At 63.1% G+C, this 23670-nt stretch carries 20 protein-coding genes; 3 read left to right on the forward strand and 17 right to left on the reverse strand.

Annotation, left to right across the window (positions count from 1 at the left end):
- Positions 1 to 51: 51 nt before the first annotated feature.
- The gene (locus tag B0G81_RS26280) at positions 52 to 258 is read right to left on the reverse strand and encodes a DUF3185 family protein (RefSeq protein WP_116118683.1); all 207 of its coding nucleotides are present in this window, start codon (positions 256 to 258) and stop codon (positions 52 to 54) included.
- Between the two features lie 215 nt (positions 259 to 473).
- Here B0G81_RS26280 and mgrA point away from each other — a divergent pair, with 215 nt between their 5' ends.
- Positions 474 to 1517 (forward strand): L-glyceraldehyde 3-phosphate reductase, encoded by a 1044-nt coding sequence (gene mgrA, locus B0G81_RS26285; protein ID WP_106283922.1) that lies wholly within the window; start codon positions 474 to 476, stop codon positions 1515 to 1517.
- 62 nt (positions 1518 to 1579) lie between these two features.
- Here the strand turns inward: mgrA and B0G81_RS26290 are convergent, their stop codons facing one another.
- The 5 genes from B0G81_RS26290 to B0G81_RS26310 form a co-directional block, all read right to left on the reverse strand.
- Positions 1580 to 1765, reverse strand: coding sequence for a hypothetical protein (locus B0G81_RS26290; RefSeq protein ID WP_012431424.1), 186 nt, complete (start codon positions 1763 to 1765; stop codon positions 1580 to 1582).
- 272 nt (positions 1766 to 2037) lie between these two features.
- Entirely contained in the window at positions 2038 to 3276 is a 1239-nt protein-coding gene (locus B0G81_RS26295; protein ID WP_208328618.1) for an MFS transporter, read from the reverse strand.
- Positions 3277 to 3480: 204 nt separating this feature from the next.
- A complete protein-coding gene (locus B0G81_RS26300) occupies positions 3481 to 5010 on the reverse strand; it encodes an efflux transporter outer membrane subunit (protein WP_134139128.1) in 1530 nt (509 codons plus the stop codon).
- Positions 5007 to 6212, reverse strand: coding sequence for an efflux RND transporter periplasmic adaptor subunit (locus B0G81_RS26305; protein ID WP_134139133.1), 1206 nt, complete (start codon positions 6210 to 6212; stop codon positions 5007 to 5009). Before B0G81_RS26305 ends, B0G81_RS26300 begins: the two co-directional genes overlap by 4 nt.
- 88 nt (positions 6213 to 6300) lie before the next feature.
- Positions 6301 to 9483: an efflux RND transporter permease subunit gene (locus B0G81_RS26310; protein ID WP_134139135.1), complete on the reverse strand. Its 3183-nt coding sequence runs from the start codon at positions 9481 to 9483 to the stop codon at positions 6301 to 6303.
- 427 nt (positions 9484 to 9910) lie between these two features.
- On the opposite strand from B0G81_RS26310, the gene B0G81_RS26315 reads away from it, so the two are divergent.
- Together B0G81_RS26315 and B0G81_RS26320 are read left to right on the forward strand one after the other, a co-directional pair.
- A complete protein-coding gene (locus B0G81_RS26315) occupies positions 9911 to 10123 on the forward strand; it encodes a hypothetical protein (protein ID WP_042327325.1) in 213 nt (70 codons plus the stop codon).
- A 115-nt stretch (positions 10124 to 10238) separates the two neighbouring features.
- The gene (locus B0G81_RS26320) at positions 10239 to 11267 is read left to right on the forward strand and encodes a serine/threonine protein kinase (protein ID WP_106283917.1); all 1029 of its coding nucleotides are present in this window, start codon (positions 10239 to 10241) and stop codon (positions 11265 to 11267) included.
- Between the two features lie 24 nt (positions 11268 to 11291).
- On the opposite strand, the gene B0G81_RS26325 is transcribed toward B0G81_RS26320, so the two are convergent.
- The 11 genes from B0G81_RS26325 to B0G81_RS26375 form a co-directional block, all read right to left on the reverse strand.
- Positions 11292 to 13193, reverse strand: a complete 1902-nt coding sequence (locus tag B0G81_RS26325; RefSeq protein ID WP_134139138.1) for a DUF3857 and transglutaminase domain-containing protein — start codon at positions 13191 to 13193, stop codon at positions 11292 to 11294.
- Positions 13194 to 13297: 104 nt separating this feature from the next.
- Positions 13298 to 14320: an XdhC family protein gene (locus B0G81_RS26330; RefSeq protein ID WP_134139140.1), complete on the reverse strand. Its 1023-nt coding sequence runs from the start codon at positions 14318 to 14320 to the stop codon at positions 13298 to 13300.
- Positions 14293 to 14889: a carbon monoxide dehydrogenase subunit G gene (locus tag B0G81_RS26335; protein WP_134139143.1), complete on the reverse strand. Its 597-nt coding sequence runs from the start codon at positions 14887 to 14889 to the stop codon at positions 14293 to 14295. The genes B0G81_RS26330 and B0G81_RS26335 overlap by 28 nt, the downstream gene beginning before the upstream one ends.
- Complete coding sequence (locus B0G81_RS26340; RefSeq protein ID WP_134139147.1) at positions 14880 to 16115, reverse strand: VWA domain-containing protein; 1236 nt, start codon at positions 16113 to 16115, stop codon at positions 14880 to 14882. The genes B0G81_RS26335 and B0G81_RS26340 overlap by 10 nt, the downstream gene beginning before the upstream one ends.
- A gap of 5 nt (positions 16116 to 16120) precedes the next feature.
- Positions 16121 to 17008: a MoxR family ATPase gene (locus B0G81_RS26345; RefSeq protein WP_134139149.1), complete on the reverse strand. Its 888-nt coding sequence runs from the start codon at positions 17006 to 17008 to the stop codon at positions 16121 to 16123.
- A gap of 127 nt (positions 17009 to 17135) precedes the next feature.
- Positions 17136 to 17933: a xanthine dehydrogenase family protein subunit M gene (locus B0G81_RS26350; protein WP_134139151.1), complete on the reverse strand. Its 798-nt coding sequence runs from the start codon at positions 17931 to 17933 to the stop codon at positions 17136 to 17138.
- A gap of 22 nt (positions 17934 to 17955) precedes the next feature.
- A complete protein-coding gene (locus B0G81_RS26355; RefSeq protein ID WP_134139154.1) occupies positions 17956 to 20337 on the reverse strand; it encodes a xanthine dehydrogenase family protein molybdopterin-binding subunit in 2382 nt (793 codons plus the stop codon).
- Between the two features lie 10 nt (positions 20338 to 20347).
- A complete protein-coding gene (locus B0G81_RS26360) occupies positions 20348 to 20890 on the reverse strand; it encodes a (2Fe-2S)-binding protein (RefSeq protein WP_134139156.1) in 543 nt (180 codons plus the stop codon).
- A gap of 184 nt (positions 20891 to 21074) precedes the next feature.
- The gene (locus B0G81_RS26365; RefSeq protein WP_116118696.1) at positions 21075 to 21419 is read right to left on the reverse strand and encodes a hypothetical protein; all 345 of its coding nucleotides are present in this window, start codon (positions 21417 to 21419) and stop codon (positions 21075 to 21077) included.
- Entirely contained in the window at positions 21416 to 21784 is a 369-nt protein-coding gene (locus B0G81_RS26370; protein ID WP_134139158.1) for a tlde1 domain-containing protein, read from the reverse strand. Before B0G81_RS26370 ends, B0G81_RS26365 begins: the two co-directional genes overlap by 4 nt.
- A 373-nt stretch (positions 21785 to 22157) precedes the next feature.
- Positions 22158 to 23549 (reverse strand): amino acid permease, encoded by a 1392-nt coding sequence (locus B0G81_RS26375; RefSeq protein ID WP_134139161.1) that lies wholly within the window; start codon positions 23547 to 23549, stop codon positions 22158 to 22160.
- Between the last annotated feature and the right edge of the window lie 121 nt (positions 23550 to 23670).

Genomic DNA, 23670 nt, shown 5'->3' on the forward strand with positions numbered 1-23670 from the left:
GGGTCCAGAGACGCGGAGCTCGAAGCACCTCGCCGCGCATCGCGCATGCCCTTAGCGCCGCCGCCCCGACAAAGCCATTCCCGTCAGGCCGGCGATCGTAGCCACGACGCCGCCCACGATCAGCATGATCGCCTTGTTGGACGGCGAACCGGTAAAGACGCGCGAGACGTCGCTGCTCACCGAATTGAACGCCTGCCCGCCGAAATACAGCAGCACGATACCGCCGACAATCAACGCGATGGAAATCGCCTTCGTCATCTATCTCTCCCCTGAGCTCGAGTCGGGCAAAGTGTAGGGGAGCCGCAGGCGATCGTCCATCCCGCATACTGGGTGCCTGCATGCATCACGTCGTTTCGCTACCATAGCGGTCTGGCTGCATCCCCACCTACAAAAATAAAGCAGCACGCCTCCCGCAGCATGCAATTGCCCATGCCCGCACATGTCGGGCGCCTTCACCATCAAGGACACTAGCAATGGCTTACGAAGCAGCTTCAGAACGCTATTCGGATATGCAGTACCGCGTCTGCGGTAAGTCGGGTCTCAAACTGCCTGCGCTGTCGCTCGGTCTGTGGCACAACTTCGGCGACACCACACCGATTTCCACGCAGCGCGACATCCTGCGCACAGCCTTCGACCTCGGCATCACGCACTTCGACCTCGCCAACAATTACGGGCCGCCGTACGGCAGCGCCGAAACCAATTTCGGCCGACTCTTCAAGGACGACTTCAAGCCGTATCGCGACGAACTGCTGATTTCGTCGAAGGCCGGTTGGGACATGTGGCCGGGTCCGTACGGTCAAGGCGGCGGCTCGCGCAAATATGTACTCGCGAGTCTCGATCAGAGCCTGGCGCGCATGGGTCTCGACTACGTCGATATTTTCTATTCGCATCGTTTCGATGCCGACACGCCGCTCGAAGAAACCGCGGGTGCGCTGGCGAGCGCGGTGCAGCAGGGCAAGGCGCTATACATCGGGATCTCGTCGTACTCGGCAACCAAAACGCTCGAAATGGCGAAGCTGCTCGCCGAGTACAAGGTGCCGCTGCTGATCCATCAGCCCGCGTACAACATGCTCAATCGCTGGATCGAGCACGGATTGCTGGATACGCTGGAGAATGTCGGCGCGGGCGCCATCGCGTTCACACCGCTGGCTCAGGGTCTGCTCACCGGCAAGTACCTGAACGGCGTGCCGGACGACGCGCGCGTCAACAAGCCGGGCGGCGGTTCGTTAAAGCAGGAGCATTTGAGCGCGCAGAATATCGACCACGTGCGCAAGCTCAACGACATCGCGCAACGCCGCGGACAGAGCCTGGCTCAGATGGCGCTCGCGTGGGCGCTGCGCGATCCGCGCGTGACGTCCGTGCTGATTGGCGCGAGCCGTGCCGAGCAGGTGCGTGAGAACGTCGGTGCGCTGAAGAATCTCGCGTTCTCGAAGGACGAACTGGCCGAGATCGATCGCTACGCGACCGAAGGCGGCATCAACCTGTGGGAAAAGCCGTCGACGGATCAGGCGATCTGATCCCTGCGCCTCGGCCGTTCACACGGCAGCAAGAGAAAAGCCGCCGTCGGGGCGGCTTTTTTCTAGACGAGCGCCGGCAAACCTTCGACCAGCACCACGGCGAACATCACGCCGATCAGCGCGCCAAGCACGCGCAACGCGTTGTGCCGGAATTCCGTCTTGCACGGAAGTGCACCGACAAACAAGGCCCCGGCCAACGCCATCGGAATGACCAGGATGAAATCGCCGATCGTGAAGTAGGTCGTCATTCTCGTCTCCTTATATATTCCGGCGAAGGCGGCGGCTCGATTTATGGAGTCATGCACCGCCCACGCCCGATTTGAGTATAGGAGACAAGTCAGGTCGATATGGCGACGCTTTGCGGCGCTGCAGCGCCTATTCGCAAGCCGCTGAACCCGATGCGGCAAGGGCCGCCGCGATTGTCGCGACGCAGCAATCACGATAAAAAACGTTAAGCGTTCGCTTACGTTGTCCTTACTTTTAGGCGCTATTCAATGCGCGCTGGGTCGAAGCGCGAGCATCAGATGCGAGCTTGCTCACGCCCGCGCAAACGCATCGCCGCAACCAGGCCGATGACGAGCAACACGCCCACCAACCCCGCGACACCGTTCCATCCAAAACCGGCCCACACGTGACCGCCGTACGAGCCGACCAGGCTCGAGCCGATGTAATACGCGAGCAGATAGAGGGCGGCGGCCTGACCTTTCGCATCCTTGGCGAGGCGTCCGACCCAGCCGCTCGCCACGGAATGTCCGGCAAAGAAGCCGAACGTCACGCACGCAATGCCGGCCGCAATCGCCGCCAACGGATGCAACAGCGTGAGCGCGAGACCGAGCAGCATCAACAGCAAACTGGCGATGAGTACGCGGGCGCGGCCGAACGTATCGGCCATGCGTCCCGACCACGGCGATGCGACTACGCCCGTCAGATACACGACGAAGATCGCGCCGATTTCCGTCTGATTCAACTGATACGGCGGCGCGAGCAACCGGTAGCCGATGTAGTTGTACAGCGTGACGAAGCTGCCCATCAGCACGAAGCCGAGCAGAAACAGCAGAGGCAGTCCAGGTCGTGTGAATTGCCTGAGCAGGGCGGTACGGTGATGCGTGAAGCCGAGGCCGCGCCGCGGCACGAAGTGACGCGACGGCGGCAGCAGCGCGCGGAACGCGAGCATCGACAGAATGCCGAGCACGCCGATCGTGCCGATCGCAACGCGCCACGAGAACAGATCCGCGACCACGCCGGTGATCACGCGCCCGGCCATCCCGCCGATCGCCGTGCCGCCGACGTAAAGTCCCATCGCGAGGCCGAGCCCATCGGGATGCACTTCTTCCGCGAGATAGGCCATCGCGACGGCGGGCACGCCACCGAGCGCTAGACCTTCGAGCGTGCGCAGCACGAGCAGTTGATGCCACTGCGGCGCGATCGACACGCCGATGGTGAGTAGTGCGGAAACGGTGAGCGAAAGTGTCATCAGCTTATGACGGCTCCAGCCTTCCGAAACGAAGCCGGCAACGAACACGGCAAGCGCGAGCGCGGCCGTGGTGAACGAGAGCGACAGGCTGCTCTGTGCCGGCGTCACGTTGAACGCCGTCGAAAACGATGGCAGCAAGGGCTGTACGCAATAGAGCAGCGAGAACGTCGCGTAGCCGGCGAACAATAGCGCGATGCTGGCGCGCCAGTAGGCGCGCGTGCCGCGTTCGAGGTAAGGAATGTTGGGCGCGGCAGAGGCGCTGGAAGAGACGGGCGAGGAATCGATCGAAGAAGCAGGAGCAGCCGAAGCAGCAGTCTGATGGGCGTCCGGCGGCGGGGTCACGAAAAATCTCCTCAGGGATGCGAAGGCCGAAAGAGTTAAGGATACGCTGAAAAAGCCGCGCGAATCGGCACTCAGATCAGCGGGCCGTCGCTGCGACGCGGTCAGACGGTGCGCCCGACGGCCTTTCGCGCCATTGAAAAACGGCGGTTACCCATGCGCCGCGGCATCGCTCGCGGGTGCGGACGGATACACGATCTGTTCGTCCGTCGGCAGCGCGGACGCGTCCCAGCCGCCGCCCAGCGCCTTGATCAACGCCACGCTCGCGGCCATCCGCCGACGCGCGATCGACACAGCGTCGCGTTCGTTGGTGAGCGCGGTGGTTTGCGCGACCACCACGTCGAGATAAGTGATTGCGCCGTTCTTATAGCGATTCGATACGACCGCGAGCGCTCGTTGCGCGGCGGCCACCGCATCGTCTTGCGCGGTCGCTTCCTGTTCGAGCACGCGCAGCGCAGCGAGATTGTCTTCCACCTGGCCGAAAGCGCTCAACACCGTCTGCCGGTACTGGGCCACGCTTTCGTCGTAATGCGCGCGGGCCTGCTCCTTCACGGACGCGCGTCCGCCGAAGTCGAGCAGCGTGCCCGCCAAGGTCGGCCCCAACGACCACAGGCGGCTCGGCGCCAGCAACCATTGGCTGTAGTTGGTGGCTTCGAGGCCGCCCGTCACCGACAGAATGAGGTTCGGAAAAAACGCCGCCGTCGCCACGCCGATCTGTGCGTTCATGTCGGCGACATGCCGTTCCGCCGCCGCGATGTCTGGCCGGCGTTCAAGCAACGCGGACGGCACGCCTGCCGCTGCCACGACGGGCACCGCGGCGAGCGGCGCAACCGGCAGTGAATACGTGGAAGGCGACTGCCCGATCAGGATCGCGATCGCGTGTTCGAGTTGCGCGCGCTGCACGCCGAGATCGAGTGCTTGCGCCTGGGTGGTCTTCAGTTGCGTCTGCGCCTGCGCGACATCGGCATCCGTGGCGATGCCGCCGGTGTAGCGGTGTTGCGTCAGATCGAGTGCTTGCTTGTAGGCCCCGATCGTGTCGTCGAGAAGTCGACGCTCCTGATCGAGTCCGCGCAGCTCGAAGTAGTCGGTGGCGAGTTCGGCCTGCATCGACAGGAGCATGGCTTGGGCATCGGCGGCGCTGGCCTGCGCTTCGGCTTTCGCGCCTTCGACGCTGCGCGACACGCGGCCCCACAGGTCGGGCTCCCACGACGCGTCGGCTTGCACGAGGTAGTCGTTCAGCGTGAGGCCGGCGGTCGATTTGTGCAGCACATTCTCCGAAGAACGCGCACGTGAATAGGCGCCATTCGCGCTGACGACCGGGAAGAAGCTCGACCGATATTGCGCCACCGTGGCGCGAGCGGCGCGAAAGCGCGCTTGCGCGGCCTGCACGTTCTGGTTCGCGCTCGCGACCTGTGGTTCGAGTGCGTCGAGCGAAGGGTCCGCGTAGACGCTCCACCACGCGCCGCGTGTGAGCGTGTCGGCGGGTTGGGCGGGTTTCCAGCCGGTGCCGTCGAGTTCTTTGTAGGTGGCGGCGGTGGTGGCGGTCGGCTTCACGTAGTCCGGGCCGAGCGTGCATGCGGTGAGTGCACATACGCTCGCTAATGCAAAAGCGGACGCGTGCAGCGAGACATATCGCAGCGGCGGCGCGACAAAACGGCGACCGGATCCTTGCGCGTTCATGACGACGCACCCTTCGACGCATCTGCTTTCGCGGGCACGATCCGCACCGGCGCGCCATCAACGATCGAGTCCTGCGGATTCAGGATCACCTGCTCATCGCCCTGCAAGCCGGACACGACCGCTACGCGCGTGCCGAAGTCCGTTCCCAATGACACCGGCACCAGCTTCACCTTGCGTTGCGCGTCGACGGTCGCGACTTTCACGCCGTCCGGGCGGAACAGCAGCGCGTTGCCGGGCAGCGTAAATGGTGCCGCGCCGGTGCCCAACGCGAAGTGCACTTGCGCATAGGCGCCCGGCAGCAAGTCGCCATTTCGGTTGTCGACATCGACCTCCACCAGCATCGTGCGTTGTTGCGGATCGACGGCGCCCGCAGTGCGCGCCACGGTGCCCGGATAATGTTTCGACGGCGTTTCGGTCAGCGTCAGAAACGCGGTCTGCTGAGCGCGAACCTGCTGCGCGTACGCTTGCGGCACATTCACATAAACGCGCAACCGATCCGCCTGCGCGACGTGAAACAGCTCCTTCGCGGGTCCGCCCGAACTGCCTGCGTCGATCAGCGCACCGACGTCCACATTGCGCGCCGTCACGATGCCGTCGAACGGCGCATACACTTTCTGGAACGACTGTGTCTTCTCGAGTCGAGCCACGTTGAACCGCGCGGCGTCGAGCGTGGCTTTCTTCGCGAGCATGTCGCCGACTTTCTCGTCGGTTTCCTGCTTCGAGACCGATTTGCTTTTCAGCATGTCGGTCCAGCGGTCGGCGGTGCTTTTCGCAAGCGCATAGTTGGCGTTGGCGTTCGCGAGATCGGCGCGGGCCGCGCGCAGTTGATCGTCCACTTCGGGTGTGTCGATTTCCGCGAGCAACTGGCCGCTCTTCACATGCGCGCCGATGTCGGCGTACCACTTCTTCAGATAGCCACTGGTGCGCGCGTAGATCGGCGTATCGAGAAAGGCCTGCACGTTGCCGGGCAGCACGAGATCGAGTCCGGCCGTCGACTTCTGCGGCCGCACCACTTCGACGCTCGTCTGGCTCGTATGCTCGGCATCGCGTTCGAGCGCCGCGTGCGCGTCGTGGCGCGACCAGATGCCTTGCGCCGCCAGCGCGACGACGGCCACGGCGACCGCGATGCCGATCCAGCGTGCGCGTTTCGCTTTGGCCGGATCGGGCGTCGTGCCGGAACGGTCTGGACGTGGTCCTTCCATCAAACTTCCCCTGTAGAGATGCGTGGGCAGTCCAGGCTGCCTCTTATGCTCCATGCCACTGCCGGCACGATGACGAAGATGCGCTGCATCACGGCTTCCCCACCACGTGCTCAGCCGCGCGCAAGCGACGTGCCGCCAGTCGGCGGTAGATCATCGAAAACACCACCGGCACGAAAATCAGCGTCGCCAGCGTGCCGATTGTCAGCCCGCCGATCACCGCGCGCCCGAGCGGCGCATTCTGCTCGCCGCCTTCACCGAGACCGATCGCCATCGGCACCATGCCAATCACCATCGCGAGCGCCGTCATCAGCACCGGACGAAAACGCGTGAAGCCCGCTTCGATCGCCGCGCGCGTCGCGTCGCCGTGTTCGAGCAACTGCTCGCGCGCGAAGCTGATCACGAGAATCGAGTTGGCGGTGGCAATGCCGATACACATGATCGCGCCCGTGAGCGCGGGAATCGACAGCGTGGTGTGCGTGATAAACAGCATCCACACGATGCCCGCGAGCGCGCCCGGCAATGCGGTGATGATGATGAACGGATCGAGCCACGACTGGAAATTCACCACGATCAGCAGATACACCAGCAGAATCGCGAACACGAGTCCGGCGAACAGGCCGGAGAACGAATCGTTCATGGTCTGCACCTGGCCGCGCACTTCGATGGTGGAGGTTTTGGGCAGATCGGCCTTGGCATCGTCGATGATCTTACGAATGTCGTCGGATACGCCGCCCAGATCGCGGCCATCGGCGGTGCCGAAAATATCGATGGTGGTCTGCGCGTTGTAGTGCGTGAGCGTCGCATTACCCGCTTCGCGCCTCATGGTGGCGAGCGAGCCGAGAATGTTGCTGCGGCCATTCGCGTTCAGCGGAATGTTGGCGAGCGATTGCAGCGAATCGATCGTGTATTGCGGCGCTTCCGTGATCACGTTGTAGCTCACGCCGTTGCGCGGATTGAGCCAGAACGTCGGCGTGGTTTGCTGACTGCCCGACAGCGTGATCAGCAGATTGCTCGCGATGTCGCGTTGCGAAAAGCCGGCTTGCTGCGCGCGCGTGCGGTCCACATCGATAAAGATGCGCGGCAAATCCGCGGGCTGCTGAATGCGAGCGTCGACCAGACCGGGCACCGTGCGCAGCCGATTCAGCAACTTCGCGGCGAACACGCGATTGCCGGCCACGTCACGGCCAACGATCTGAATATCGATCGGCGACGGCATGCCGAAGTTGAGCGTCTGACTGACGATATCCGCGGGCAGGAAGGCGAACTGCACGCCGGGGAATTCGTCGGTCAGCGTGCGCCGCAACGTGCGCACGTAGTCGGCGCTCGGATGATGATCGGGATTGAGCGTGATCAGCACGTCCGCATCCGAGGTGCCGATCGTGCCGGCGTTGCTGTACGAAAGGTTGATGCCCGAAACCGGCAAGCCGATGTTGTCGATGATCGAATGCAACTCACCCGGCGGTATCAACTGACGGATGCGCGTGTCCACACGATCCGTCACGACCGCCGTTTCCTCCACCCGCATGCCGGTTTTCGCGCGCAGATGCAGCGCGATCGTGCCTGCATCGACCGCCGGGAAAAAGTCGCGGCCGAGAAACGGCATCAGCAACATCGACGCTCCGCAGCACACCAGAAACAGCGTCACGAACAGACCCGGCCGCGCGACACGCGCTTCGAGAAACACGCGATAGCGGTCGCGCAAACGCGCGAAGCCGCCTTCAAATGCGTAGTGCACGCGCATGAACGGATTACGCGTTTGCGCCGGGGCGTGATGCAGATCCGCCGGCTTATGGTGATAACGCAGTAGGTATTTCGCGAGCGTCGGCACGAGCGTTCGCGAGAAGAAGTAGGACGCCAGCATCGCGAACACTACCGCTTCGGCGAGCGGAATGAACAGATAGTGCGCGACGCCAGTCAGCAAAAACATCGGCACGAACACAATGCAGATGGACAGCGTGGACACCAGTGTCGGAATCGCAATCTGATGCGCGCCGTCGAGAATCGCCTGCTCCAGCGTCTTGCCCTGCTCGAGTTGATGGCTGATGTTTTCGATCGCCACGGTCGCGTCGTCCACCAGAATGCCGACCGCGAGCGCGAGCCCGCCGAGCGTCATGATGTTGATGGTTTCGCCAAGCATAGAGAGCGCGATGATCGACGTGATCATCGACAGCGGAATCGACACGGCGATGATCAGCGTGGCGCGCCAGTTGCCGAGGAACAGCAGAATCATCAGACCGGTCAGGCATGCCGCGATCAGCGCCTCGCGCAGCACGCCTTGCACCGAAGCGCGCACGAACAGCGACTGATCGGCGACCGGGTCGATATTCAGCGAGGCGGGCACGAGATTGCGCAACGTCGGCATCATCTTCTTGATGCGGTCGACGATTTCGAGCGTGGACGTGTTGCCGCTTTTGTTGATGGTCAGCAGCGCCGCACGCTGGCCGTTCACGCGCACGATATTGGTTTGCGGCTGGAAACCGTCGCGCACATGAGCGACGTCGCGAATATAAACGGTGCCGTTGGCGGTGGACTTGATCGGGATATTGTTCAGGCCCGCCAGCGAATCCGGGCTGCCGTTCATTTCCACCGAGTACTCGGTCGAGCCGATTTTCGCGGTGCCCGAGGGTAGGATCAGATTTTGCGCGGTCACCGCGTTGACCACGTCCATCGGCGAAAGATTGCGCTCCTGCAATTTGCGCGAATCGATATCGACCATGATCTGGCGCTGCTTGCCGCCGTACGGCAGCGGCGCGGACGCGCCCGGCACGGTGGCGAGTTGCGTTTTCAGGAAGTTGTTGCCGAAGTCGAACAGTTCCTGCTCGGTAAGTGATGCGGACGATAATGCGAGCCGCAGGATCGGCACGGTCGAGGCGTTGTAGCGCAGGATGAACGGCGGCGTGATGCCGGGCGGCAGCGAGCGCAACTGCGTTTGTGACAGCGAGGTGACCTCGGCCAGCGCCTCGTCGATATTCGCGTGCGGCTGGAAATAGATCTTGATGACGGCGATGCCATTCAGCGAGGTCGACTCGGTGTGTTCGATGTCGTTGACCGCCACCGACAGCCCGCGCTCGTAGTTGAGCACGATGCGCTTTTCCATCTCGTCGGCGGGCAGGCCGTTATACGACCAGATCACCGAGAGCACTGGAATGTCGATATTGGGGAAGATGTCAGTGGGCGTGCGCAGGATCGTCAAAGGTCCGACGATCAGCAATAGCAGGGCCAGGACGACGAATGTGTAGGGGCGGCGCAGCGCGAGACGAACGATCCACATGACTAGTCGGGCCGCTCAAACCCGCGCAAGGCCGCGCCATAGAGGCGGCGAACGTGAGCGGCGGGACGCGCGCCGCCGCAGCGCGCAAAGGCCGCAGGAGCGGTCCGCTTGAGCAAATGGTCTAGTTGGTGCACGTTTTTGATATCTCACCCCACCAGGGTTTATGATGGTCTCGTTGCGACGCGTTACGCTCCGAATCATCGGTCCAGCGCGCCGTAATGGGAATAGGGCGAAACAAGGGGTGAAGAGCCCTGAGTTCGCGCTTTCCTCGGCCCCGCAAAACGGGAACAATGACTCGAACCTCTCACGCGTATCACGCGCAGCAGATTGGGTGCGTACGCAACGTTATCGGCGGGGCGACGCTTTTATCATCACATTGACCGGCGCGAAATCATAAAGCCGGCTATGGGAGAAACGGGGAAACATCATGCAAATCGGTTCGATTGTTCGATCGGTGCATATCGCGGTGCCGCAAGGCGCGCGCGGGATCGTCATGCGCATTCTGGGCGACATGGCCATGGTGGCGTGGTATGCCGGCGAGCCCGGCGCTTCGCCGCACCTGAATACTGAACCCTTTTTCCTCGAAGACCTGATCGATACGGGCGAGCAAGTCCGCCCGTCGAGCGCGCAGATGCATTGAAGGCAGTTTGAGTGTGAGCCGTGTGCAAGTTGTAAGCCGCGGTTCGTTCCGCTGTTCATTCCGCTTGTGAGCCGTCGCCCTCGTCTTTGACGGCGGCGCGGCGCACAATGCGGGCATGAACGACGACATCCTCGATCCACAGGACAGCGCGAACAGCGCTGTGCCTTTCGCCCGGCTCAGGCCGGAAATCGTACTCGACGCGCTCGACAGCGCCCTCAGTACAGTCGGCGTGCGCACCGACGGCCGTATGCTCCCGCTCAACAGCTACGAGAATCGCGTCTACCAGGTGGGCGTGGAAGACGGCCCGCCCGTGGTCGCGAAGTTCTACCGTCCCGAGCGCTGGAGCGACGCCGCTATCCTCGAAGAACATGCTTTCGTCGCCGATCTCGCCGCGCGTGAGATTCCGGCTGTGCCCGCGCTTGCTCTCGATGGCCGCACGCTGCATACGTTCGACGGTTTCCGCTTTTCCATCTTCGAGCGTCGCGGCGGCCGCGCGCCGGATCTCGACCGGCGCGACACGCTCGAATGGCTCGGGCGTTTCATCGGCCGAATCCATGCGGTCGGCCAGACACAGAATTACACCGAACGTCCCACGCTCGACATCCACACTTTCGGCTATGAACCGCGCGACTTTCTGCTCGCGCACCGTTTCGTGCCGGACGACGTGCGCACCGCGTGGGAAACCGTGGTGAACCTCGCGCTCGAAGGCGTGGAGCGCGCGTTCGAACGGGCCGGCGACATCCGCATGCTGCGCATGCATGGCGACTGTCATCCGAGCAACGTGTTATGGACCGACGCGGGGCCGCACTTCGTCGATTTCGACGACAGCCGCATGGGACCGGCGGTGCAGGATTTGTGGCTGTTGCTGCCGGGCGAGCGCGTTGAAGCATCGCGCGCGCTGGCGGATCTGCTCGCCGGTTACGAAGACTTCTGCGACTTCGAGCCGCGCGAACTCTATCTGGTCGAGGCGCTGCGTACGCTGCGGCTGATTCATTATCAGGCGTGGCTCGCACGTCGCTGGGACGATCCGGCTTTCCCCGCAGCGTTTCCGTGGTTCAACACGCAGCGTTACTGGGAAGAGCGCATCCTGGAGTTGCGCGAGCAGCTTGGCGCGATGCAGGAAGGGCCGCTCTGGCCCGTTTGAGCGCGTGCTCTCTGAAGCAGGCGCTCAAGGCGCCTGCGCAGCAACGCTCGACGAATCCACCAGCGTCGATCTGACGATCACCTCCGCTCGCACGTCGCGCCCGATTGCTTCGATTGCGGGACGCATCTGCGCGAAGTCGTCGGGCGTGCAGACGTCGCTATCGAAGTGCGTCGTGCTGTCGCGCGTCATCGTGACGACGTTGCTGAGCGGATCGAACGTGTATTGCGACTCGAAATCGACGAAGCGATCCTGGGTCCGTTTCGCCTCCGGCATGTCGAGCACGTGAAAATTGGCGGGCAACTCGATGCGCGCGCGTTCGTGCAACGCCAGGTTGTGACAGACGAACGGCTGCGTGCGCCGGCGCTCGCCGAGCCAGTAACGCGTATCCGCCGCGAGGCCGCCGGCCAGACTCGTCAACGCTGGAATCGACGCCGCCGCGCCCGGCACCACGAGACTTTCCAGCGTGCCTTTCATCGTAATGACGAGCGGGCCGTCGGCGACGCCGAGGTCATTGGTGGCGAGCGTCGCGGTGCCACGCAGGTTGGCGCTGCGCAATTCGGCCTGAATCGACTCCTCGCGTTGCGCGGGTGTCTGCGTGCGTAACATCGAGCGCGCCTGTTCAGCCGAAGCGCCGGCCGCTTCCAGCCGGTACGTAAAGCTCGCGGAGCCATCCGGTTCGACTTTGATCGACAGATCGGTGCTGCGCGTCATCAACATGGTGGCGGGCGTGCGCGACAGCACGCCCTCGCCGACCAGCACGGTCGGCCGGTTCATATCGGACGACGGCAGAAAACCGAACTCGACATTCGAGGCGGTCGAGTCAACGTATTGCTGCAAATCCGGCAGCCATGTAATGACGTGATTGATGACGCCGTAGCCCGGCACGCTCGGCAGCGTGTAGATCGTGCCGCTGCTGATCAAGGCCGGCTCATTGCGCACGCCCGCCGCGTCGAGCAACGCGCCATACAGCGCCACGTGATCCTTGCAATCGCCATAGCGATTCGCGAGCACCGCGCTCGCGTTGTGCGGCACGACGGCGCCGCGTCCGACGTTGATCGCCACGTAGCGCACGTTGCGGCGCACCCAGTCGTACAGCGTTTTGGCCTTGTCGCGCGGCGTGCGGTCGTGCGCGGTGAGTTGTTGCGCGAGACGCGTGACGGCCGCGTCGGGCGCGCTCGGGTCCGCTGCCGATTCGCGGTAAGTTGCCGCGAACGCGGCGTAGTCAGGGAAGGTCGACACCATCAGCCGGTCGCCATACGAAACGTAGGCAACAGAGCCGCGTTCCAGCCGGCTGAAGTGCGCCTTGTCGTAGCGATATTCGTAGCGCGTGCGACCGTCGCGCGTCACGGGTTGCACTGCGGTGAAACCACGCGCGTCGGCATAAAGCGGCTTGTCGGCGGGCAGATCGTAGATGAGACGGAAGTTGTGCGTCGGCGCGAGGTCGGGCGGTGTGAAGTCGCTGAATTCGCCCGGCACGATCGGCTGCTTCTGCGTCTTGCGATAGGTGAGATGCACGCGCGCGCCTGGCTCGACGGCGGGAAACACGATCACCTTTTCCTGGATGTCCTGGAACATCGGCGCGTCGAACGAACGGGCTTCCTGAACGTTGCGAATCTGCTCGGGCTGCACGTCGTGACGCACGCCGTCGGCGGTGATCGTGTAGGCCTCGAGGATCTGCACATCCGCCATGTTGCGATTGAACCAGACATATTGCTGCGCGACCCTCGCGATGCCGGCTTCGTTATTCACGTGAAGCGTCATCGAATCGAGCTTGGTGAACGAGCCGTCGGCGTTGACGGTGAAGGTTTGCGTCTCGCCTTCGTTGGTGTACGGATCGTCCAGTTTGGCCGGAACGCTCGCGTCCGCGCCGTGGATGCCGGCAAGCCAGCCGAGAGATGCAAGACAGACCAGAAAAGGGAGGCGCATGGCAGGCTGGTATCCGAACGTAGCGTTGACGGGATCGCCCGTTAGAGTCGGTTTGCGCCACGTAGATGTCAAGCGGATGCCGCGCGTTGCGATCGAACAAATCTTCAAACGCTACAAGCCGCCCCGCCGGACGCCGCGATTTCGCGCGCTGCCTTGGCACCTTCGACCTGAAGCAAGGTCGGTAGCGAAACGCCGTTCTTGGCCGCCGTCACTTCGGCGAGAATCGACACCGCGATTTCGGGCGGCGTGCGGCTGCCGATATAAATGCCAACCGGTCCGTGCAAGCGGGCCAACTCCGTATCGTTCAGATCGAACTCCTTGAGACGTTCGCGCCGCGCCTGATTATTCCTTCGCGAGCCCAACGCGCCGACATAAAACGCCGGCGTCTTCAACGCTTCCATCAGCGCGAGATCGTCGAGCTTCGGGTCGTGCGTGAGCGCGATCACGGCGCAGCGTTCGTCGAGTTTCATCTCGATCACCGTGTCGTCGGGCATGGTGCGCACGATCTTCGTGCCGGGGATGTCCCACTCCTCGGTGTATTCCTCACGCGGATCGCACACGGTGACCTGATAATCGAGCCCCACCGCGATGTGACACAGATAGCGCGACAACTGTCCCGCGCCGATTACCAGCATGCGATAACGCGGGCCGTGAATCGTCAGCAGACGCTCGCCGTCGAAATGCACGCCGTCGGTTGCCTGCGCGTCTTCGAGTTGCGTGGCGCCCGTCGTCATATTCACTTCGCGGGCCACGAGGCGTCCGTTCTCCACCGCGTGGCACAGTTCGGCAATGCCGCTTTGCGGTGTCAGCGGTTCGAGCACCAACTGGATCGTGCCGCCGCACGGCAGGCCGAAGCGATGCGCTTCTTCCGCCGTGATACCGTACTTGACCGCTTCCGGTCGCGTCTGCTCGATACCGCGCTGCCGCACGCGGTCGATCAGATCGTCTTCGATGCAACCGCCCGAAACCGAGCCCACCACGAGTCCGTCATCGCGCACCGCGAGCATCGCGCCCTCGGGACGCGGCGACGAGCCCCACGTCTTCACCACCGTCACCAGTAGCGCGCGATGTCCTTCTTCGAGCCAGCGAGCGCTGGACTTCAGGACTTCGAGATCCACGCTGTCCATGATTTCTTCCTTTTCGTTGCGTCGCCGCCGGACTCGCCGTCCGCGGCTTCATTCGATGCTGTATTGTGCGGCACCGTTTCATCTGCTGCATTTTCCCCGGCGGCCGGGGCTGTGGCGCCCTCATCGCCGCCGCCTACCTGGGCGCCGAAGCGTTTGAAGAACTCGCCTGCAATTTTACGCGCTGCGCCGTCGACGAGCCGCGAGCCGATCTGCGCGAGCTTGCCGCCGACCTGCGCGCTCGCCGTGTAACTGAGCTTGGTGGCGGCATCGCCGTCGGGCTCGAGCGAGACATGCGCGTTGCCCTTGGCAAAGCCCGCGGCGCCGCCCTGGCCTTCAAACACGATGCTGTACGAGTTCGGCGCCTCGATGTCGGTGAGTTGCATGCGCCCTTTGAAGCGTGCTTTGACCGGCCCGACTGCGGCGCTCAGCGCCACCACATAGGCATTTTCACCGTCCGGTTCGATGCTTTCGCAGCCGGGAATGCAGGCGCGCAGAACCTCGGTGTCGTTCAGCGCGTCCCATGTGCGCTGCTGCGAAACGGGCAGCGTATGGGTTTCGATCAATTCCATGATGTCGCTCCTGCGGTGCCTGTGACACCGGCACTGCGACGCGGCGCGCGCGTGAGTTGCGCGAGGTCGCGGCCGAACGCCGTCAGGCTGTCTAGATTATGAACCGGACGATGCGCGTCGACATACGGCAGGATCGCCTGCACGCCGCGCGCTTTCGGAGAAAAGCCGCTAAAACGCAGCAGCGGATTAAGCCATACGATGCGGTGTGCGAAGCGGTGCAGGCGGGCCATCTCGGTGTCGAGCACGTCGATCGCTTCGTGATCGAGGCCGTCGGTGACGAGCAGCACCGTAGCCCGGCCGGTCAGCACGCGCCGGGCCCAGCGGCGGTTGAATTCGGCAAGCGCCGCGCCGATCCGCGTGCCGCCCGACCAGTCGACCACCTGTTCGGTGAGCGTCGCGATCGCCACGTCGGGATCGCGCTCGCGCAGCGCGCGCGTCGCGTTGGTGAGCCGCGTGCCGAACAGAAACACTTGCAAGCGTTCGCGCGATTGCAGCAACGCGTGGCAGAAATACAGCACCGCGCGCGAATAGCTGCTCATCGAACCGGAGATGTCGAGCAGCAACACGAGCGGCGGTTTGCGTTCGACCACCGCGCGATATTTCCACACCGTCCAGTCGCCGCCAGCGCGGACCGCATGCCGGGCACTCGCGCGCAAGTCCGCATGTGTACCATGCGACGCCGCTTTCAGACGACGCGTCGGCTCGGCCGCGAGCGGCAGACGCTGCCCGCGGATCAGGTAACGCAAAGTGCGCCATTCATCAGCGGAAAGCGTGTCGAAATCGCGATGACGCAGCCGCTCTTCCGCGCTGAAGGTGATGTGCGCATGCAGTTCGTGTCGCTCGGTTTCCTGCTGCGCTTTGCTATGCCGCGACTGCGGCGCGCGGACGGCCAGCGCGTCGGCGAGACGGTTGTTGCGTTTGGGTGGCGGCAGGCCGTCGCGGACTTTTGGCAGAAGCAGCGCGCGCAGCTTGCCTTCCCAATCGGGATCGCGCCAGAACAGATCGAAGGCGGCGTTGAACAGATCGCGTTCGTCGGGCGCCGATACCAGCGACGCGGCGAGGGCGGCGCGCACGTCGTCGCGGCGGCCGAGGTCGATCCAGTGCAGCGCGGCGAGCGCATCGACGGCTTGCGCGGGCGACATCGGCAAACCGGCGCCGCGCAGCACGCGCACGAAGTGGACGACGTTGCGAGCGAGCGTGGGCGTGTCGTCGGGTGAGTTCGTCATGCCGGCTATCCTGGCGCCGCAAGGCACTGCGCGATTTGCGCGGCATCGACGCGTGCCAGATCGTCCTGATACTTGAGCAGAACGCCGAGCGTGTTGTGCACGGATTGCGGATCGAGCTCGGTTACCGACAACGCCTCCAACGCGCGGCACCAATCGATCGTCTCAGCGATACCAGGCGCCTTGAACAGATCCATACCGCGCAGCCGATGCACGAAATCGACCGCACGCCGCTGCAATTCCGCCGACGTTTGCGGCGCGCGAACTGCCACGATCTCCAACTCGCGATCCCGATCCGGATAGCCGATCCATTGATACAGGCAGCGGCGCTTCAACGCGTCATGCACTTCGCGCGTCCGGTTCGAGGTCATCACGACGAGCGGGGGTTGCTCCGCGCGGACCGTGCCGTATTCCGGAATCGATACCTGGAAGTCCGAAAGCAGTTCCAGTAGAAAGGCTTCGAACGGCTCGTCGGCGCGGTCGATCTCGTCGATCAGCAACACGCGCCGCGCGCCGGGATGATTTTCATCGGGCATCAGCGCTTGCAGCAACGGCCGCTTCAGCAGAAATTCGCCGCGATACAAGGTGTCGTTGTCGGGCCGTTCGCCAGCGGCTTCGGCAAGACGCAGCGCCATGATTTGCCGCGGATAGTCCCACTCGTAGAGCGCGCTTGCCGTATCGAGACCTTCATAACATTGCAGACGCAACATCGAGGTGCCGAGCATGCCCGCCGCGGCCTTTGCAAGCTCCGTCTTACCGACGCCCGGCTCGCCTTCGACGAACAATGGCCGCTCCATGCGCAGCGCGAGATACAGCGCGGTCGCCAGTTCGCGGCTGGCGAAATAACTTTGAGCGGCGAGTTGAGCGAGGGTGTCGTCGATTGAAGCGGGCTGCATGGTGTTCCTGGATCTGCGCAATGAAGCGATACCAACGAAGCCAAGCCGCATTCACGCACGTGAGCGAATGCGGCTGACGTGACCTGCGTGAGCGCAGATCACACCAGCCGCGAACAGCGAGGAAACGCTAAGCGTTCGCCTTCGTCACCGCGCGTGCGGCCAGCACCGGAATCAGATGCGCGCGATAGTCGGTACTCGCGTGCATGTCGGTGTTCAGGTCGGCCGCCGACACTGTCACTCCGCGTGCTGCTTCGGGCGTGAAGTTCGCCGACAACGCGCTTTCCAGCTCCGGCACACGAAACACCGACGCCGCCGCGCCCGTCACCGCCACACGCACACCGCTCGCGAACTTGGCGACGAACACGCCGACCAGCGCAAAGTGCGAAGCGGGGTTCCGGAATTTTTCGTACGCCGCGCGCTCGGGCACGGGAAACTCCACGGCGACGATTAGCTCGTCGGGCGCCAACGCCGTTTCATACATGCCGACGAAGAAGTCGCTCGACGCGATGCGCCGCCGATCCGTGACGATGGTCGCGTCCAACCCCACCGCCGCGGCCGGATAACACGCGGCCGGGTCGTTGTTGGCGAGCGAGCCGCCTATCGTGCCGAGCGCGCGCACCTGTCGATCGCCGATGTGCGCGGCGAGATCCGCGAGCCCTGGAGAAACGCGCCGCAGTTCCGCGTGATCCGCCGCGTCCGCATGACAGACGGCGGCGCCGATCGTCACCGTTTTCGCATCGACGGTGATCGCCTTGAGCGCGGGAATGCGCGTTACGTCGATCAGTTGCGACGGTTGGGCAAGCCGCAGCCGCATGGTGGGCAAAAGGCTTTGGCCGCCGGCCAGGAACTTGGCATCGCTGTCGGCGGTGAGAATGGCGGCGGCCGCTTTGGGATCCGTCGCGCGTTGATACTCGAATGAATACATGTCGAATGCTCCGCTCAGGATCTCAATGAGGTTGTTTGGCAGGGTGAATCGCGGACCACACGCGATGCGGCGTCGCCGGCATTTGCAGGTCGGTCACGCCGAGCGGCGCGAGCGCGTCGAGGATCGCGTTGATCACCGCCGGTGGCGAGCCGATTGCGCCCGCTTCGCCGCAGCCTTTCACGCCGAGCGGATTGTGCGTGCACGGTGTGCCCTTCGCGGTTTCGACGGTGAAGTCCGGCAGATCGGACGCATGCGGCATCGCGTAGTCCATGTACGAGCCCGACAGCAACTGGCCGCTCTCGTTGTCGTACACGCAGCGCTCCAGCATCGCCTGGCCGATGCCCTGAGCGAGCCCGCCATGCACCTGGCCCTCGACGATCATCGGATTGATCACGTTGCCGAAATCATCGACCGCGGTGAACTTCTGGATCCGGCACACGCCCGTTTCCGGATCGACTTCAATCTCGCAGATGTACGCGCCGGATGGATAGGTGAAGTTGGTCGGATCGTAGAACGCGCTTTCCTCGAGGCCGGGTTCCAGCACGTCGAGCGGATAGTTGTGCGGCACGTAGGCGGCGAGCGAGATGTCTGCAAACGCCTTGGTGCGGTCCGTGCCCGAGACGCGGAACACGCCGTCCTTGAACTCGATGTCTTCTGCCGCGGCTTCGAGCAGATGCGCGGCGATCTTCTTCGCCTTGGTTTCGATCTTGTCGAGCGCCTTCATGATCGCCGAGCCGCCGACCGCGATCGAGCGCGAGCCGTACGTGCCCATGCCGAACGGAATGCGGCCGGTGTCGCCGTGGACGACCTCGACGCTTTCCAGCGCAATGCCGAGCCGGTCGGCGACCACTTGCGCGAAAGTTGTCTCGTGTCCCTGGCCGTGACTATGCGAGCCCGTGAACACGGTGACCGAGCCGGTGGGATGCACGCGAATCTGACCGACTTCGAACAGGCCGGCCCGCGCGCCCAACGCGCCCGCTATATTCGATGGCGCGAGACCGCATGCCTCGATGTAGCAGGAGTAGCCTAGGCCGCGCAGTTTGCCGTTCTTTTCGGATTCCTGTTTGCGTGCCGCAAAGCCTTTGACGTCCGCGAGTTCGAGCGAACGGGCGAGGATGGTTTCGTAGTCGCCGGTGTCGTAAGTGAGGCCGACCGGCGTCGCGTATGGAAACTCGCGGATGAAATTGCGGCGGCGAATCTCGGCCGGGTCTAGCTTCATCTCGCGCGCGGCGGTTTCCACCAGCCGCTCCACCACGTAGGTCGCTTCGGGGCGGCCCGCGCCGCGATAGGCATCGACGGGAACGGTGTTGGTGAAGACGGCTTTCACTTCCGCGTAGATGGCGGGCGTGGCGTACTGGCCGGCGAGCAGCGTGGCGTACAGAATGGTCGGCACGGCCGACGCGAACGTGGACAGATACGCCCCCATGTTGGCGGTCGTGTGGATGCGCATGCCGAGGAACTTGCCGTCGGCGTCCATGGCCAGTTCGGCCTTGGTCACGTGATCGCGGCCGTGCGCGTCCGAGACGAACGCTTCCGAGCGCTCGGCCGTCCACTTCACCGGACGGCGGATTTTCTTCGACGCCCACGTCAGCGCCACGTCTTCGGCGTACAGGAAAATCTTCGATCCGAAGCCGCCGCCGACGTCCGGCGCGATCACGCGCAGTTTCGATTCCGGCAGCGACAGCACGAACGCCGCCATCAACAGCCGCTCCACGTGCGGATTCTGGTTCGCGACGTAGAGCGTGTAGCTGTCGTCCTGCACCGAATAGCTCGCATTGACCGCGCGCGGTTCGATCGCGTTCGGGATCAGGCGGTTGTTGACGATGTCGAGCGTGGTGATGTGCGCGGCTTTGGCGAAGGCGGCGTCGGTGGCGGCTTTGTCGCCGTGGCCCCAGTTGTAGCAGACGTTGTCGAGCACTTCATCGTGCACGGCGGGCTGACCGGCGTCGGCCGCGTGCGCGGTGTCCACCACGGCCGGCAGCACGTCGTAGTCGACTTCGATCAATTCGGCGGCGTCTTTCGCGGCCTTGATCGAATCGGCGATGACGAGCGCGACCTGATCGCCGACGTGCCGCACTTTCGTGTGCGCGATGATCGGATGCGGCGGCTCGTTCATCGGCTTGCCGTCGGTGCTATGGATCAGCCAGCCGCAAGGCAGGCCGCCGACGTTGTCAGTTGCCATGTCCGCGCCGGTGAAGATCGCGACCACGCCGGGCGATTGTCTGGCCGCGGCGGTGTCGATGCTGTTGATCTTCGCGTGCGCGTGAGGCGAGCGCAGGAATATGGCATAGGTTTGCTGGGGCAGGACGATGTCGTCGGTGTATTGGCCGTTGCCGGTGAGGAAACGATAGTCTTCCTTACGTTCGACGGAAGCGCCAATCAGGTGAGTGTCGGGTGCGTTCATCGTCGGCTCCTCAGGCGGTGGCCGGTGCGGTGGCTTGCGCGTCGGCCTGTGAGCTGGCATTCGCGGCCGCATTGGCCGAGCCGGCGGAGTTCATGCCTTCGGCGCCTTCGAGCACTGCTTTGACGATGTTGTGATAACCCGTACAGCGGCACAGATTGCCGTCGAGCTGGGCGCGCACGTCGTCGCCGGTGAGATTCGGTTGACGCTGGACGAGCGAGACCGCGCTCATCACCATGCCGGGCGTGCAGAAGCCGCACTGCAGTCCGTGGCAGTGTTTGAAGGCCGCCTGCATGGGGTGCAGGGCGCCGTCTTTGGCGAGCCCCTCGATGGTGGTGATTTCCGCGCCTTCCGCTTGCACGGCGAGGATGTTGCAGGATTTGATCGCGCGTCCGTTGAGGTGGACTGTGCATGCGCCGCATTGGGCTGTGTCGCAGCCGACGTGCGTGCCTGTCAGGCGCAGTTGGTCGCGAAGGAACTGGACTAGCAGGGTGCCAGGATCGATTGACGCGCTGATGGGCGCGCCGTTCACCGTCAGACTGATGCTGATCGCCATGAAGTTGTCTCCTTATGGGGTGAGACCGGACCTTTTGCTTTTTCTTTTGTTGCCTGTTTCGCGGGGTCCGATTGGGGTGCTTCGGGTTTTTATAAGGCTGCAGAAAAGTAAAGCACAAATTGGGCTGGGGCGCTATGAGGGGTTTTTTGCGCGGGGGGTTTTGGGGGTGTGGTTTAGGACTTGCCTATTTCGGAAGTTTTTCCGAGACAACCCACACAACCGGATCAGACATCGAGCACTCCACCGAGCCGGCCTGGCTAGATGTGATGACTTCGATCGACCGTCCGCCGCGCTCGTGAAACGTAATGTCATAGACATCACGCCAAAGACCTTTGCCGATCTTCTCCGAGGCAACGCGAACCGCACGGGTTTTCGATTCGTCCAGCCTGGTCGGATCGGTAATCCCCGCGTTTTTCAGATACACGATTGCGATATTAGTGGGCCAGCTCTTGCATCCGAGGGGCGAGCCCGCGAAGCAGAGGGCGGGGGCCGCCAATGCGAGCGCGGCAACGAACGGAAGTAATTTCATTGCGCTACGATCAGCGTGTGATCGCCGCTCGCCCATATGTGTTGACGGTTGTTCATGCCGGTAATGATGCAGCCATTTGAAGCCTGTCCCGGATGGACGCTGCTATCGCCGTGAATCAGAAAACCCGAGCGGCCGAACGTAACCGTACCCGTTTGTGGGGACAGCCGCAGTGTGTAAGGTCCGGCATGCGGGTGCGTGAACGGCTGGCCTATTGTCCATGCGCCGCGAGGAATCGGACCGATACTTTCCTGCATTTGCGCAGAGGGATTATTTTTGCCCGGCCCGATCCCCGAGTATGCCGCGGGCGTTAACGAGTTTCCATCATGAGATATAACACCAGTCGCCTGGCTGTACTTCCACGCCATTTGCTAACCTCATTTTCAGGTGAAAGTCGCGATACTACTGGCTCTGGCTTCTCAAAAATGGAATCAATCTGCAATTTTGGCGACCGGCAACGCGCGCGCGTATTTAAGATATGCCGTTTGAATCGATTATGAGCCATGCATCGATTAAACGGTTAAACGCTTTAATCGATGCCGCCTATCCACATCCACGCCGATATTGCCCCGACTCGGCCGCTGAGTCCCGCGCGCCTTGAAGACGGGCGAGAGTGGCTCCAGCGTTCACACCCGGTTACGACGACTGGCCTTCTCATTCTCGTGCAACGCATTTAGACGAGCAATGAAAAGGCCAGCGCCCGAGAACAAGAAAACCGTATCCCGCGCGGAGTGGAGAAAATCACTTACTCAGCTTCGAATGCCGCCGAGAATACCCAAAATAAATAACCATCCCAATCAGCAACCAAACAACAAACGCGCCCCAAGTAACCGCCTGAAGATTAACCATCAAAAACAGACACGCGGCCACCGCCAAAACCGGCACAACCGGCACTCCGGGACACCGAAACGCCCTCGGCAAATCCGGATGCGTCTTCCGCAAAACCAGCACCGCAATCGACACCATCGAAAACGCTGCCAACGTACCGATATTGATCAGCTCAGCCAACACATTCAACGGAACGAGCGCGCCGATCAACCCGAAGAAAATCCCAACAAGCCAGGTCGTAAAAAACGGCGTAGCGAACCGAGGATGCACTCGCGAAAGCCTCGCCGGCAACAGCCCATCCCGCGACATCGCGAAAATCACCCGCGTCTGCCCGTAAGCCATCACGAGAATCACCGTCAGCATGCCCAGCACCGCGCCAAGGTCGATAAACCCCGCGACCCACTTCTGACCGGCCACCTGCAACGCATACGACACCGGATGCGAAATGTTCGCGAACTGCGCCGACGGCACGATGCCAGTCACCACGGCGGCCACCGCCACATACAACACCGCGCAAACGCCCAACGACGCAATGATCCCGATGGGCAGATCGCGCTTCGGATCTTTCACCTCTTCCGCCGCGGACGATACCGAATCAAATCCGATAAACGCGAAGAACATCACCGCCGCCGCGCCGAACACGCCGTTCCAGCCGTTCGGCATGAACGGATGCCAATTGGCCGGCGTCACGTGGAACACGCCCACGCCAATCACCAGCAACACCACGACGACCTTGATCGCGACCATGATGTTGTTGATCCGCGTTGACTCGCGCACGCCGACCGACAACAGTGCGGTGATCGCCATCATCACGAGGAAGGCGGGCAGGTTAAAGAGCGTGTCATGACCGGGCAACGCGCCCGGCGCGGCCGTCAGCGCCACCGGCAACGACACGCCGAAGCCCGACAGCAAGGATTGCAGATAACCCGACCAGCCCACCGATACCGCGGAGGTGGCCAGCCCATACTCGAGCATCAAGTCCCAGCCGATGATCCACGCGGCCAGTTCGCCGAGCGTCGCATACGAATAGGTGTAGATCGACCCGGCCACCGGAATCGTCGACGCGAATTCGGCGTAGGCCAGGGCGGCAAAGCCGCAGGCGACCGCGGCGATCAGGAACGAGATCATCAGAGCCGGACCGGCCTGCACGGCGCCCGTGCCGGTCAGCACGAAAATGCCGGTGCCGATAATGGCGCCGACGCCCAGAAAGGTCAGATCGAGCGCACCGAGCGCTTTCTTGAGACCGGCGTTCCGGGCACTCGCGGCGATCATGTGCTCGACGCTCTTCTTGCGAAACAGGGACATTGGCGGGGTCTCCAGTAGTGCACGCGTGTTGCGCGCCGAATGTCGGAAAACCCACGATTTTAACGGATGCGCGCCTTGCACCATGTTGGGACGTGCTTTTAGCGGCGGGATGCAGAGGCTG

The organism is Paraburkholderia sp. BL6665CI2N2, from assembly GCF_004366535.1.
Taxonomy (GTDB): Bacteria; Pseudomonadota; Gammaproteobacteria; order Burkholderiales; family Burkholderiaceae; genus Paraburkholderia.